Source organism: Micromonospora sp. LOL_015 (assembly GCF_048060275.1).
In the GTDB taxonomy this organism is placed as follows: domain Bacteria; phylum Actinomycetota; class Actinomycetes; order Mycobacteriales; family Micromonosporaceae; genus Micromonospora_E.
In genome coordinates, this window is sequence record NZ_JBHMIO010000077.1 from 1 (window position 1) to 12,782 (window position 12,782).

Below are 12,782 nucleotides of genomic sequence, written 5' to 3' on the forward strand. Positions count from 1 at the left end.
CAGGGTGCGCAGGGTGCCGATGGTGCTCAAGGTGCGCAGGGCGCGCAGGGCGCGCAGGGCGCGCAGGGCGCGCAGGGCGCGCAGGGCGTGCAGGGTGCGCAGGGTTTCCAGGGTGCCCAGGGTGCGCAGGGTGCCGATGGTACTCAGGGCGCGCAGGGTGCGCAGGGCGTGCAGGGCGTGCAGGGTTTCCAGGGTGCTGATGGTGCCCAGGGTGCCCAGGGCGCCCAGGGCGCGCAGGGTGCTGATGGTGCTCAAGGCGCGCAGGGCGTGCAGGGTTTCCAGGGTGCTGATGGTGCGCAGGGTGCTCAGGGTGCGCAGGGTGCTGATGGTGCTCAAGGTGCCCAGGGCGTGCAGGGCGTGCAGGGTTTCCAGGGTGCTGATGGTGCCCAGGGTGCCCAGGGTGCTGATGGTGCCCAAGGTGCTGATGGTGCGCAGGGCGCTCAAGGTGCGCAGGGTGCGCAGGGCGTGCAGGGTGCGCAGGGCGCGCAGGGCGTGCAGGGTTTCCAGGGTGCTGATGGTGCCCAGGGCGCGCAGGGCGCGCAGGGTGCGCAGGGTGCGCAGGGCGTGCAGGGTGCGCAGGGCGTGCAGGGTTTCCAGGGTGCTGATGGTGCTCAGGGTGCGCAGGGTGCCGATGGTGCTCAAGGTGCGCAGGGTGCGCAGGGTGCGCAGGGCGTGCAGGGTTTCCAGGGTGCTGATGGTGCGCAGGGTGCGCAGGGTGCGCAGGGTGCGCAGGGTGCGCAGGGTTTCCAGGGTGCCCAGGGTGCGCAGGGTGCTGATGGTGCCCAGGGTGCCCAGGGTGCTGATGGTGCCCAGGGTGCCCAGGGTGCTGATGGTGCTCAGGGTGCGCAGGGTGCCGATGGTGCTCAGGGTGCGCAGGGTGCTCAAGGTGCGCAGGGTGCGCAGGGCGTGCAGGGTGCGCAGGGCGTGCAGGGTGCGCAGGGTGCGCAGGGCGTGCAGGGCGTGCAGGGTGCGCAGGGCGCGCAGGGCGTGCAGGGTGCGCAGGGCGCGCAGGGCGCGCAGGGTGCGCAGGGCGTGCAGGGCGTGCAGGGCGTGCAGGGCGTGCAGGGTTTCCAGGGTGCGCAGGGTGCTGATGGTGCCCAGGGTGCGCAGGGTGCGCAAGGCTTCCAGGGTGCGCAGGGTGCTGATGGTGCCCAGGGTGCGCAGGGTGCGCAGGGCGTGCAGGGTTTCCAGGGTGCTGATGGTGCGCAGGGTGCGCAGGGCGCGCAGGGCGCGCAGGGCGTGCAAGGGGCGCAGGGCGCGCAAGGTGCTGATGGTGCGCAGGGCGCGCAAGGAGTGCAGGGCGCGCAAGGTGCTGATGGTGCGCAGGGCGTGCAAGGAGCGCAGGGCTTCCAAGGCGTGCAGGGTCCCCAGGGGCCACAAGGTGCGCAGGGTGCAGGTTTCCCAGATCTCTACGTCAACTCGGCTTCCGCTGGCGGGTCAGGGCTCCTGGAAGTGCAGTGCGATGCGGGGGACGTCGCTACCGGTGGCGGTTTCCAATCCCAGGGAAGCCCCGACACATCGCGGCCCATCCCCGTTGCCGGTGAGCCGACTGGTTGGCAAGCCGAGTTTGGTGGAACTGGCGGAACGGTCTATGTCGTCTGTGCAGACATTGCGTGAACTGAAGGTCGACGAACGAGAGTGTTCGGTGTTGGGTATCTTATATTAGGAGTGACGGAAAATGAAAATGCGAACGATGTTCGGATCGCTGGCGTGCGGTGCGGTGCTACTAGCCGGGGTTCCAGCCTGTACTGCCGACGGAGAGGTGCAGGGTCCGGACACCAAAAATGCCGGAGCCGTGAGTGAAGACCTCGTCGCCCTGGTGCGGAAAGGTGTCGACGAAGGCCAGTCGGGAGATATTGAGAAGGCTAAGGAGACTTTCGAGCAAGTACTGGCTCTCGACGAGAACAACGTGCTGGCCTGGTACAACCTCGGCTACATCGCGCAGTCACGGGACCAGATTGCGCAGGCCATCGAAAGCTATGACCGGGCATTGGAGGCTGACCCCTCCTACAAACCTGCCCTGTTCAACAAGGCCATCGCGCTCGAAAGCCGTGACAAGACGGCGTCAATCAGTCTGTATCGCCAAATCGTCGACCTTGATGATGAGGCGTCGACCGCGTACCTGCGACTCGGTTTTCTGTTGGTGGATGAGGGCGGTGAGGCCGAGGCGCGTACGGCGTTCGAGAAGGCGGTGCGGCTCGACGGGGCGCTGCTGGAGAGTGTTCCCGAAGAGTATCGAAACGATGTCGATGATGACTCGGATCAGTGAGTGGTTAGGGGCATGAAAAAGCCAGCTGTGACGGTCTTCACCGGAAGTAATCGTACCAAGTTCTTGGATGAATGCCATGGCTCGCTCCAGGGGCAGACGTTCGACGACTGGGAGTGGGTCATCGTTCTGAATCAGGGGAACCGCTGGCGGCCTGAGATGCCAGATCGGCGGATCCGCCTGGTGGTGCAGGACGAAGTGTCCGGCGTAGGTGCGGTCAAGAAGCGGGCCTGTGCGGAGGCGTCGGGCGACATACTCGTCGAGTTGGATCACGACGATCTTCTCGCTAGCGACTGCCTTGCAAAGGTGGTCAATGCCTTCGACGAGAATCCGGAAGTCGGCCTGGTCTACAGCGACACAGCTCAGATCGCTGAGGATGGCAGTCGTGACGGCAGTCGCTTTTCTGCCGATCATGGTTGGCGATATAGGGATGTTCGGGTCGATGGGCGCGAGGTGCTGGCCTGCACGTCACTGCCGCCGACGCCGCACAACGTCAGCTACATCTGGTACGCGCCGAACCATGTGCGCGCGTTCCGCCGTGACATCTACGAGAAGTCTGGCGGATACGACGAGTCGCTTGACGTTGCCGACGATGCAGACCTCATGTGTCGCATGTATCAGCTTGCGGACTTCCATCACATCCCGGAGTGTCTCTACCTGCAACGGATGCATCCGGGCAACACCCAGCGTGTGCCGGAGATCAACGCCCGGATTCAGCAGCGGACGGTGGAAGTCTATGACCGGAACGTGCAGCTGAACGCGCTGGCATGGGCCAAACGGCAGGGCCTGCTCGCGCTCGACCTGGGGGCAGCGCACAACAAGGTCGAAGGCTATCAAGGGGTCGATGTCCATGCCGGATCCGAGGTGGACATGGTTTGTGACATCACCAAGGGTCTGGATCTGCCGGACAGCAGCGTCGGAGTGATCCGGGCGAGCGACTTTCTGGAGCACATCCCGGACAAGATCGCGTTGTTCAACGAGCTGTACCGCTTGTTGGCGCCCGGCGGGATGCTGTTGTCGTTGACGCCGAGCAGCGACGGCCGGGGAGCGTTCCAGGACCCGACGCATGTGGCCTTCTACAACGAGAACTCGTTCTGGTACTTCACGGACCGGCAGTACGCCAAGTACGTACCGGAGATCACGTGCCGATTCCAGGTGTCGAGGTTGGTCACCTACTTCCCGACCGACTGGCACCGCGCGCATCACATCCCGTACGTGGCGGCCAATCTGATCGCGGTCAAGGACGAGGTGCGCAACGGGGGGCTGTTGGCGGTCTGACGTGGCGGTTGCCGGAGTAGCGGGCGCCCTGCCCAAGGAGGCGGCCGAGGGACCCTGGACACAAGCTAACGCGGAAGGAACTGGCTCGGCTGGCCGGTCCACGACACGTGCAGGGCTTCGCGGGCGCGGGTGCAGGCGACGAACAGTACGCAGCGTTCCCGTAGCACGTCGCTGTCGTGCTGGATGCGATCCACCTCCGCAGGGGTGACGTTGCGGGCGTAGGGCACCGCCGATGCGGTCACCCCGAGCACCGCGACGCAGCGGAACTCCAGCCCCTTCATCGCATGCATGGTCGCCAGCCGGACCCCGTCGACGTCGGCAGCCGGCTGCTCCTTGACCAGTACGGTCGGGACACCGGCCTCGGTCAACGCGGACTGCACCGGGTCCAGCCTGGCCTTGAATCGTGTGCAGACCGCGATCTCGGCCGGCCGTACGCCCCGGTCCAGCCATTCGCGTACCCGTTGCACCAGGGCCGCCACCTCGGCCGGCTCGTCCGGCTGCCCGGCGACCGCCGGCTGCCGGCCCCGCAGCAGCGACCGGTAGCCGGTCAGGTTGTCCCGACCGTCCCCGTCGAGGCCTTCGACGCCGGTGCCGTCGAGCAGCCCGGTCGACCAGGTGAGGATCTCCGCCGTACTGCGGTAGTTGATGCGCAGCCGGAAGCTGCGCCCGGCGGTACGGATCCCGAGCGCGGCCAGTGACACCTTCGCGTCGTAGATCCGTTGGTGCGGATCCCCGGTGAGGAAGATGTCGTCCGGGCCGGCGGGTACCGCCGCCCGCAGCACCCGCCACTGCGCCGGGTGCAGGTCCTGCGCCTCGTCGACCACCACGTGGTGGAATCGGAGCGACGGATCGTCGGCGTCGGCGAGTAGCCGCGCCGCGTCGGCGCACAGCTGTAGGTGGGTGGTGGCACCAGCGGCGGCCAGGTCGGCCCGCAGCGTTTGCACCGCCCGCCAGATCTGCTCCCGCTGCCGCGGCCCGAGCATCGAACCGCGCCCGCGCCGGGTCACCCGCAGGTAGCCGGCCAGGTCGTCGATCTGGTGGCCGAGGATCACGTGCCGGAACTCCTGGGCCAGGAACTGCTCGGTCCACGGCAACTTGTGCCGGTCGACGATCCGCCGCCAGACCTGGCTTTCGGGCACGTCGCCGAGCAGCGACGGCACCCGGCCGGTCAACGTCTGAACGGCACGCCTGGCGAAGGCGTTGACCGTGGTGACCTCCACCCGGGACAGTGCTGCCTCGTCGTCGCCGAGCAGCTGCGCCAACTGCTCCCGTAGGGTCGCCGCCAACGCCGTCGTGTACGTGGTGAGCAGCACCCGGCGGTCGGCGGAGCGGGTCAGCAGATGCTTGACCCGGTGCAGCGCCACCACCGTTTTACCGGTGCCGGGTCCGCCGGTCACCTGCGTGGGGCCACCGTACGCGGTCCGGTAGGCGACCCGCCGCTGCGACGGGTGTAGGAAGATCCGCCAGGCGGCGAACGGCTTGTTCAGGATCTCGGCGAGTTCGGCTGGCCCACTGACCAGGGTGATCCGGCTGCGGGTGTTGGCGATCGCCAGCTCCAGGCTGTCGGTGGGTTGGCTGTCGGCGTCGGCTGGGCGGCGTTCGGCGACGATGTCGCGGTACACGTCGTCCGGGGTGAACCCTTCGGCGAGGTACTGCAGCACCTCGAACTGGTCCTCCGGCAGCAGCGTGCCGAACGCCTCCAACTGTGCCTTGTCGACGATGGTGCGGGCGGCCCGCAGCACCTGGTCGTCGATGCCGAGCTGCCGCAACGTCTTGTCCGGGTGCGCGGCGAACAGTAGTGTTGGCGCGCCCGCCGCCTGTTTCCGCGCTGCCGCTGCCTGTTCCAGTGCCGGGGTCAGCTGTTCGATCGCGACGACGTTGCGGACCTCCAGCCCCCGGGTGGCGGTGTTGACCGTGTAGAGCCGTTTCGCCGCCCAGTCGTACGCGTCGTCGTGTGGCACCACGTTGGTCAGCAGGAACGTGTCGCTGCCGTCGTCGGGGGCGAGCACCACCCCGCGCCAGAAGTCGGTGATCCGAATGGTCCGCATCCGGGCGTCCCGCGAGTTGTGCACCGACTCCAGGTGCAGCCCCTTGTCGGCGTGCAGCTCGGCGATGCTGAGCTGCTGGAACTTCGCCATCGCCTTGCGTACTCCGGCTTTGATCGGCTTTTCCAGCACGTCGTAGCTTTCCCAGAAGCTGGCGGCGAGGGCGAGTTGCGGCACGGGCAAACCTTTCAACAGCAGCGGTACGGTCGGGGACGGCGGGTGGCACCGTACCGTCGATCCGCTCGACGGCACTGCCCACCAGTTGGCGGTCAGCTCAACTGGTCACCCGCGTCGGCGTCGTCATCGGCCGGCGGCTGCGCCTGCTGGTAGAACCAGCCAAGCTGCTCGACCAGCAGCTCACGGGCCGCCGGGTCGGCGAGCACCGGCAGCCGGAAACCCGGCCGGAGCCCGATCCGGGCCGCCGCGATGTTCACCCCGGGGATTTTGTTGAGCCGTTGCCGGAACTCCGCACGCAGCGCCATGTCGTCGAACGGCACCCGGTTCTTGAAGTGCTGGAAGACGATCTCGAACTTGCCGCTCGGATAGATCGTCGCCGGCCAGATGTTGCCGAGCCGGTGGTCCTTGCCTCGGGCGATGAGAAAGCACGACGCCTCGTCGCCGGTGCCGTAGAGCAGGTTGCCGCCCAGCGCGGTCCAGCCGTCGAGGACAGCCTGCACGGCGGCGACCACCGGCGGATCCTGCAGCTGTGCCACCTGCGTGCTGAAGCGTCCGGCGTGCGCCGCGCTGGTCCGCGGCGACCGGGGGTGGGGCAGGTCGTCGGTGCTGAGCCCGGCGAGCTGGGCCAGCTCGTCCAGCGGAATCCGCTGCTCCGGGGCGGCGCGCCCGCTGCCGTCGAACTCGACCCCTTCGGCCCGCAGCAGGTCGAGCGGGTCGTCGGTACGGGCCGGATCGGGCCAGCGGAAGCTTGGCGAGACGGTGCCGCCGGTCTGCAGCACCCGGTGTGCGTTCGGCACCGGGTGGTTCGCCAGCCGCGTCCCGACCGGCACCGGGTGGCTGCCGATCAGCTCGGCCACGTCGCCGTACGTGGTCCACGATCCGGGCGGGCAGTTCGGCCAGTGCCCGGTTCATCACGTCCCACGGCACGTCGGAGTCGTGGTCGCGGGAGGTTTCGGCCGGACCAGGCCAGAGCGAGATGATCTGCTCGGCCAGCGCCTCGCTGCGGGCCTGGATTTCCGGTCGCCTCCACCGTTCCTGCCGGGCGATGTCCCGGTTGAGCACGATCGGGCTCCTCGCCAGCGCGGCCTTCTTGGCGTCGAACGGTTTGTTGCCCAGCTCGGAGTTGTATCCGGTGAGGGTCAGGTTGCCGATCGTGTGCACCAGCGACTCGTGCACGTCGGTGAAGTTCTCGTCGGGCCCGAGGTCGTCGTTGAGCATCTGCCGCCACTGCGCGGTCGGCGTCTGCGGCAGCACGTGCTCGATGCTGAGCGAGTCGGCGGCCACCGGCTCCTTGCTGCGGTGCGCCTCCTCCAACCACTGCAGCACCAGGTTGCGCTGGTGCGCGCGGCCGTTGAGCAAAAAGGGAATGGTCCTGGTCGACGAACGGACCTGAGCGTCGGTCGCGTAGTGCTTACGGCCGGTCGACAGGTACGCCCGGACCGCCTCGTCGACTGGGAGCTTCGGGTCCATCTCGGTGACGATGGACATCAGGATCCGGTTGAGGTTGGCGGTGGCCCGGCCGATCACCAGGCGGCGGACGAAGAAGCTCTCCACGTACCGCATGGCGGCGATGATCTGCCCGGCGGTGGCGGTGCCCTGCGCACGGCGGTCCAGCAGGTGCAGCAGCAGCGGGTAGACGGTGGTGGCGCCCCAGGCGTGCAGCCGGGTCAGCCGCCGCCGGACCTCGAGGTCGGGCTCGCTCTCCGGGTGCAGGATGATCTTCAGCAGCGCGCCGAGGCGGCTGAACCGGCGTACCTCCGCCTCGATCTCCGCTTCGCCGCGCATTGCGTTGAGCCGCTGCTGGTGGGCGGCATAGATGTCGGTCTGCTTGGCGCGGCCGTCGCGCTGCACCAGGTCGAGCCAGAAGAGCAGCTCGAGGTTCTTGCGGTCACGGTCATTGCGGTCGAGAGCATCCTGCAGCGGGAACCACAGCGACTCGTACACGGTCTCGCCCCGGGTGGGCAGCCGCATGAAAAGGTAGTTGCGCAGCAGGTCGGCCTGGGTCAACTGCAGGCCGGTGTTGTTCAGCGACTCGAAGATCCGGTAGACGTTGTCGCCGGCGTGCGGAGCCGACTCCACACAGGCCAGGTACGCGTCCCGGTCGGCTTGGGTGGGCACGAGTTTGAGTCGGTGCGGATCGGACTCGAACTGGTTGATCAGGTACAGCTGCTCGATGCGCCCCCGGTGCATCGGATCCTCGGTTCCGGCCCGGTGGTCCCGGATTGCGCAGAGCAGGATCGACAGGGTGGTGAGGCGTTGCTGCCCGTCGACGACCAGGAACTCCTGCACCCCGACCGGGCCGATTTCCGGGCTGGGTGCCAGCACCACCGAGCCGATGAAGTGGGTGGCGGCAGGGTCGGCGCGGCGGTCGTCGGCGAGCTTCTTGATGTCCTCCCAGAGCCGCTTGCACTGTTGCTCGGACCACGAGTACGTCCGCTGGTACAACGGCACCCGATACTGCTTGGTGCCTTCGAGCAACTTCTGCAGCGTCGTCTCCTACGCCGCGACCATCGGCTACCCCTGTCTAGTGTGCACACTCCCCGAACCCGGGCAATGCAACCAGAGCGCGCGTCAATGCACAACGGCCGGCCGGACGAGTTGTCGGGTGTTCGTTCGGGCCGCCGAAGAGTAGTCGAGTCTGTGCCGCGATGTGAGGCTGAGATACCCAACCTGCCTCGGTTTAGGTATCTCAGCCTCACATCGTGCGGAGCGCCGCAGCGGTCAGCTGCGCTCGGCGATGGCCTGCTGAACTGTTCGAATGAGTTGCCCCTTTTGCCGGAGTACGTCGTCTGCTGTGAACCGCAGCACCAGCCAGCCAGTTGCCCGCAGGGCGTTCAAGCGACCGACGTCGCGGCGGAACGTCGCCCGCTCCCGGTGGTGATGACCTTCGTACTCGATGGCAATCTGCCACTGTGGATAGGCAAGATCGACCCGGGCCAGGAAACGTCCGCGCCGCGCCGCGCCACTGAATGCGGAGGCAGAGCCGGTACCGTCTGTCGCGTCGCTGGCACGGAGGCGGATCTCGTACTGCGGCGTCGGGCGCGGCAGGCCGGCATCGTGCAGCAACAGGCGCAGCCGCGACTCCATCGGCGACTCGCTCAACGGCTCAACGAGGGGCAGGAGTTCCCGTACCCGCCGTACACCGGGCAGGCCGGCGTGGGAGTCGACGTAGCGTGCCAGCGTCTCGCGGCGCAGCACCCGGCGGTGCAACAGCGCGTCGACGGCGGCCAGCGCGTCGGCGCGCGGCAGCGACCTGCCCAGATCGAACGCCGTACGGGCCTCGGTGGTCAGCGGTATCCCGCCGAACAGCCGGATCACGTCCCCAGCACCGAGTGACTGGTGGGTGACGGCCAACCGCGGGTGGCGATCGGGCCGCGCCGAGCGGGGCAGGGTGACGTGCACCGGGCTGCGGCGGGGGAGCATGTCCACACCCCACAGGTACGCCGCGCTCAGGCCACTGACCGCACCGGTCGGTAGTTTCACCGCCGCCGCCTCGCACCACATCCGGTGGTCGCGGTCGTCGAACGCCGCTGCTTGGACGTACACGTCAGAGAAGAGCCGGCGCCAGCTGGGGCCGGTCAAACTCCGCTTGGTGATCAGCCCGGCGGCTACTGCGGCGCTGCCGGAGAAGGGCCTCAGGCGCAGCTCGCGAGGAATCCGTGCGGTGCGGGGCATCGGGCCACTGTGCCGTCAGCGTCCGCCTTCTGCTGTCCCGGCGACGGGTTACGTCACCGATCCGACTGTCGCGACTGCCCCGACTGCTCCGACTGCGAGCTGTGCCTGGACACGATGTGAGGCTGAGATACCTCACCCGGCAGAGAACAGGTATCTCAGCCTCACATCGTGACGAGAACGTCGAGCTGCGGAACCACCGTGGGCTGTGCTGCGAGACGGCTGCCGCCACGGTGGCCAGCACGACGTCAAGGGGCCCCTGGACAGGCGCAGAGGAGAGCGGTGACCCTCGCGTGGAACTACAGAAAAACTTTAGTTCCACGCGGCCCCGTCGCACGAAACTACAGTTGATCAACGATGACGATGGTGATCCGGGGTGCTCTGCGGGCGCTCGACCGTCCCGAAGTCGCCCTCCGGCTCCCTGCTGATGATCTCCAGCAGTGCCGGGTCGTGGTATATCTCCGCCGTTTGCCGCCACTGCGCGAGCAGCTCAGTCACCGAATCGAGCGCTGCCAGCGTTCTTTCGTCCCGAGCAGGGCGCCCAACTCCGCGATCAGCTGGTCGGCCTCGGAGTCCGGGACAGATTTCGCCCAGGGCGGCATCTCCGCGAGATTCCGCCGAGCATCGCCAAGGGGTGTCGGCGTCACCTGCTCGCTCCTTCCCGTGCACGCACCGCGAGCGCGCCGAGTGCCAGCACCACGGTTGCTGCCACGGCGGCCAGCATCAACGCCATGACGGGCTGGTTGACCAGGACCGGGTAGTCGATCACCGACATGAACGCTCCGTCGTAGCCGAGCTGCGTCGATGCCAGCACGACAGCGAGCGTCGCCAGCAGCACCACCGCCCGGCGGCGTACGGCTGCCGGCAGCGCCGACACCGCGACGAGGCTGAACAACGCGATCAACGCCAGAGCGCCGAACCCGATGCGCGCCACCGCAATGTTGCTGATGAACATGAAGCCGTCGGACTGTTCCGCCACCAGTGGCGGGCCGGCGGCGCTGAGCGCCGCACACAGCCCTATCGCGACCGCTGCGGCCCAGAACCGGCCCGGAAGCGGTCGTTGCTCGCGGCCACCACCGTCGGCAGGCAGCAGCGACCCGCCCAGCGGTACGGCGACGATCAGGGCGAGCAGGAGGTGCCAGCCGGGCGCGGCGTGGTCGCGTACACCGGTGGTTAGCATTGCCAGTTCGGCGACCACGGCGGCGCACGCGCCGAGCGCGGCGGCCGTACGCCAGCCGGCGACCAGTGCCGCGACCAGCAGCGCCCAGCCGGCCAGCCGGGCCACGCCGATCGGGCCGACGATGGTGGTCGGCGCCTGCTCGGCGAAGCGCCACGACCAGGCGGCGGCTTCGACGACGGGACGGGCCTGGCGGGCCAGCACCAGCACCGCGGCCAGCGTGCCGACCGCCGCCATCGCCGGGCCCGCGTCGGTTGCGGCGCGGGCGGCGGCCACCCGCCGCACCATCGCAGCCTGGGCCACGTCGACCACCTTCTTCCCACTGATGTACGGCCGGGCCGGCTCACCCGGCGGCGGTCCTCCGAATGAGACGGTAGCGGGGCGGCGGCGGGTCCGGGCGGCTGCGGTGCTCGCGTTGGTGTTCGCGTACCTGGTTCTCCCAGGTCGCCTGGTCGTAGTCCGGTTCGGGCGGGATCCAGCGGTGTGAGCCGTCCTCGTAGTGCATCGGCTCGTCGCCGGGAAGCAGAATCGACATTACAGCCAGCCGAGGAACCGCCAGTAGAAGTTGCCGTTCCCGCCCGGCAGGTCGGTCATCGCCTCGACCATGTTGGTGGCGAGGTAGACCGACAGGGAGACGCGGGCGTCGGCGTACTCGATCTTGAGCTGTTGTCGGCCGTCGAGGCACGGCCAGGCGTGGCCGCAGCCGGCGCAGGCCCAGCTGGGGCGGACGGGGACGTGCATGCTCATCCGGTTTCCTCCGGTGGGTCGGCGGCGGCGACGTGGACGCCGAGGTCGTGGAGCCGGCTGAGCGCGACGTCGGTGCGCCAGCAGCGGCCGGTGGGGGTGAGCGGGTCGCCGCAGGCGCAGCCGTCGGCGCGCGGTGCGTGCCGGTCGACCAGCTCCGTCAGGTGGTCGATCTCGACCTGGCGGGGGACAGGGTCAGTCATCGGCCGACGCGGTGCGGTCGCTGACCGGGTCGCCGCCGGCCGGGTCGGGGCCGGGGTCACCCCATACCCGGGTACGCAGCGACGGGCGGTCGGTGGCGGACAGCGTGGTGTCGGCGAAGTCGACGACGTCGAGGTGGCCGAGCGAGTCCCGCAGCGCGGCGGCGAGCCGGGCGGCGGCTTCGATGTCGGTGAGCCGGGTCGGCAGGTGGATGGTCCAGCGCGGTTCGTCGCTCACCAGTGGCCTCCGTTGCCGGTCTGGCGCTGGTGCTCCGAGCGGTAGACGCCGGCGGGCGGGTCGTTGAACTGGCAGCCGACGTGGCGTTGCCGCCACTGCCGCAGCCCTTCGCGTAGCCGGTCGGCTTCGGCCCGGTCGACGGCGGCCTGCCGGGTGAGCCGGTCCAGCTCGTCGGCGAGCTGCCGCAGGTACGCGTACACCGCCGCTGGGTCCAGCCCACGCCACCGGGTGTCGAACTGCATCGCCCTGACCTGCCAAGGCTCCACGAGTACGCCCCGCCGAGACACCACCCGCTGCCGCCTACTCCGCTGCTCCACGACTTCTCCTTGTGGGTTAACTGTCATGTGCCTTGCGTCGAGCCAAAGCTCGCTCGGCCGTCAAGGTACCAATGTAGGTACGTAGATACAATAAGACGTAGGGTCATCTGCTACGTAGCGTGGCGTTGTGATCGACCCCAACGCTGACCGGGCGGTGTTTCGCCAGCTCGCGGACCTGCTACGAAACCGGATACTGTCCGGCGAGCTTCAGCCTGGCGCGTCGTTGCCCAGTGAGCTTCGGATGGCTCAGGAGTATGGGTTGAGCCGCACGAGTGTCCGGCAGGCTGTCTCGATCCTGCGGTCCGAAGGTCTGGTCAGTGTGCAGCGGCCACGCGGCACGTTCGTCCGAGAGGCAGAGTTCACCGACACCGTGACGCTCCGCAAGGGCGACACTGCCTCTGCCCGCATGCCGAGCCCGACCGAGCGCCGTGACCTGGACCTGTCGGAAGGCGTGCCGATCCTCGTGATCAGCCGCGCTGACGGCTCAACCGAGCTGTACGCCGCCGACCGCACCCGCGTCAGTCGTTAAAAGCGGAACGCTTGCTCTCGAATCAGGTGTCTCCCGGACGCTGTCGATCGGAAGGGGTGCCTTGCGGCTCGCAGCCATCACGGGCACGGCAAAGTCGGCCGGGTTGGTGTTTAGGCTGGTTGGAGCTGTAGGAGTTTGA

The 12,782-nt window shown here is 68.3% G+C and carries 15 protein-coding genes; 3 read left to right on the plus strand and 12 right to left on the minus strand.

Translation table 11 applies throughout. From position 1 onward, the window contains the following. The coding region (locus tag ACFHWU_RS27700; RefSeq protein ID WP_416592108.1) for a hypothetical protein at window positions 1–1,380 on the minus strand (1,380 nt) is incomplete at its 3' end. A gap of 313 nt (window positions 1,381–1,693) precedes the next feature. On the opposite strand from ACFHWU_RS27700, the gene ACFHWU_RS27705 reads away from it, so the two are divergent. Beyond that, the gene (locus ACFHWU_RS27705) at window positions 1,694–2,269 is read left to right on the plus strand and encodes a tetratricopeptide repeat protein (protein ID WP_416592109.1); all 576 of its coding nucleotides are present in this window, start codon (window positions 1,694–1,696) and stop codon (window positions 2,267–2,269) included. Window positions 2,270–2,296: 27 nt separating this feature from the next. Continuing rightward, on the plus strand, window positions 2,297–3,544 hold the full coding sequence (locus tag ACFHWU_RS27710) for a glycosyltransferase (RefSeq protein ID WP_416592110.1): 1,248 nt from the start codon (window positions 2,297–2,299) through the stop codon (window positions 3,542–3,544). A 65-nt stretch (window positions 3,545–3,609) separates the two neighbouring features. On the opposite strand, the gene ACFHWU_RS27715 is transcribed toward ACFHWU_RS27710, so the two are convergent. The 11 genes from ACFHWU_RS27715 to ACFHWU_RS27765 form a co-directional block, all read right to left on the minus strand. Further along, entirely contained in the window at window positions 3,610–5,766 is a 2,157-nt protein-coding gene (locus ACFHWU_RS27715) for a UvrD-helicase domain-containing protein (protein ID WP_416592112.1), read from the minus strand. A gap of 180 nt (window positions 5,767–5,946) precedes the next feature. Then, the gene (locus tag ACFHWU_RS27720; RefSeq protein ID WP_416592113.1) at window positions 5,947–8,244 is read right to left on the minus strand and encodes a GmrSD restriction endonuclease domain-containing protein; all 2,298 of its coding nucleotides are present in this window, start codon (window positions 8,242–8,244) and stop codon (window positions 5,947–5,949) included. 243 nt (window positions 8,245–8,487) lie between these two features. Beyond that, the gene (locus tag ACFHWU_RS27725) at window positions 8,488–9,441 is read right to left on the minus strand and encodes a DUF559 domain-containing protein (RefSeq protein WP_416592114.1); all 954 of its coding nucleotides are present in this window, start codon (window positions 9,439–9,441) and stop codon (window positions 8,488–8,490) included. Window positions 9,442–9,789: 348 nt separating this feature from the next. Continuing rightward, window positions 9,790–9,936, minus strand: a complete 147-nt coding sequence (locus ACFHWU_RS27730; protein WP_416592115.1) for a hypothetical protein — start codon at window positions 9,934–9,936, stop codon at window positions 9,790–9,792. Further along, complete coding sequence (locus tag ACFHWU_RS27735; protein WP_416592123.1) at window positions 9,933–10,085, minus strand: hypothetical protein; 153 nt, start codon at window positions 10,083–10,085, stop codon at window positions 9,933–9,935. The genes ACFHWU_RS27730 and ACFHWU_RS27735 overlap by 4 nt, the downstream gene beginning before the upstream one ends. Then, window positions 10,082–10,918, minus strand: coding sequence for a hypothetical protein (locus tag ACFHWU_RS27740; RefSeq protein WP_416592116.1), 837 nt, complete (start codon window positions 10,916–10,918; stop codon window positions 10,082–10,084). Before ACFHWU_RS27740 ends, ACFHWU_RS27735 begins: the two co-directional genes overlap by 4 nt. Window positions 10,919–10,958: 40 nt before the next feature. Continuing rightward, entirely contained in the window at window positions 10,959–11,150 is a 192-nt protein-coding gene (locus tag ACFHWU_RS27745; protein WP_416592117.1) for a hypothetical protein, read from the minus strand. Further along, window positions 11,150–11,362: a flavin reductase gene (locus ACFHWU_RS27750; protein WP_416592118.1), complete on the minus strand. Its 213-nt coding sequence runs from the start codon at window positions 11,360–11,362 to the stop codon at window positions 11,150–11,152. The genes ACFHWU_RS27745 and ACFHWU_RS27750 overlap by 1 nt, the downstream gene beginning before the upstream one ends. Next, window positions 11,359–11,562, minus strand: a complete 204-nt coding sequence (locus ACFHWU_RS27755; RefSeq protein ID WP_416592119.1) for a hypothetical protein — start codon at window positions 11,560–11,562, stop codon at window positions 11,359–11,361. Before ACFHWU_RS27755 ends, ACFHWU_RS27750 begins: the two co-directional genes overlap by 4 nt. Continuing rightward, window positions 11,555–11,797 carry a hypothetical protein gene (locus ACFHWU_RS27760; RefSeq protein WP_416592120.1) on the minus strand — a complete coding sequence of 81 codons (243 nt, stop codon included), beginning with the start codon at window positions 11,795–11,797 and terminating at the stop codon, window positions 11,555–11,557. Before ACFHWU_RS27760 ends, ACFHWU_RS27755 begins: the two co-directional genes overlap by 8 nt. Further along, window positions 11,794–12,114 carry a DivIVA domain-containing protein gene (locus ACFHWU_RS27765; RefSeq protein ID WP_416592121.1) on the minus strand — a complete coding sequence of 107 codons (321 nt, stop codon included), beginning with the start codon at window positions 12,112–12,114 and terminating at the stop codon, window positions 11,794–11,796. The genes ACFHWU_RS27760 and ACFHWU_RS27765 overlap by 4 nt, the downstream gene beginning before the upstream one ends. Before the next feature lie 127 nt (window positions 12,115–12,241). Here ACFHWU_RS27765 and ACFHWU_RS27770 point away from each other — a divergent pair, with 127 nt between their 5' ends. Further along, entirely contained in the window at window positions 12,242–12,643 is a 402-nt protein-coding gene (locus ACFHWU_RS27770; protein ID WP_416592122.1) for a GntR family transcriptional regulator, read from the plus strand. Window positions 12,644–12,782: the final 139 nt, after the last annotated feature.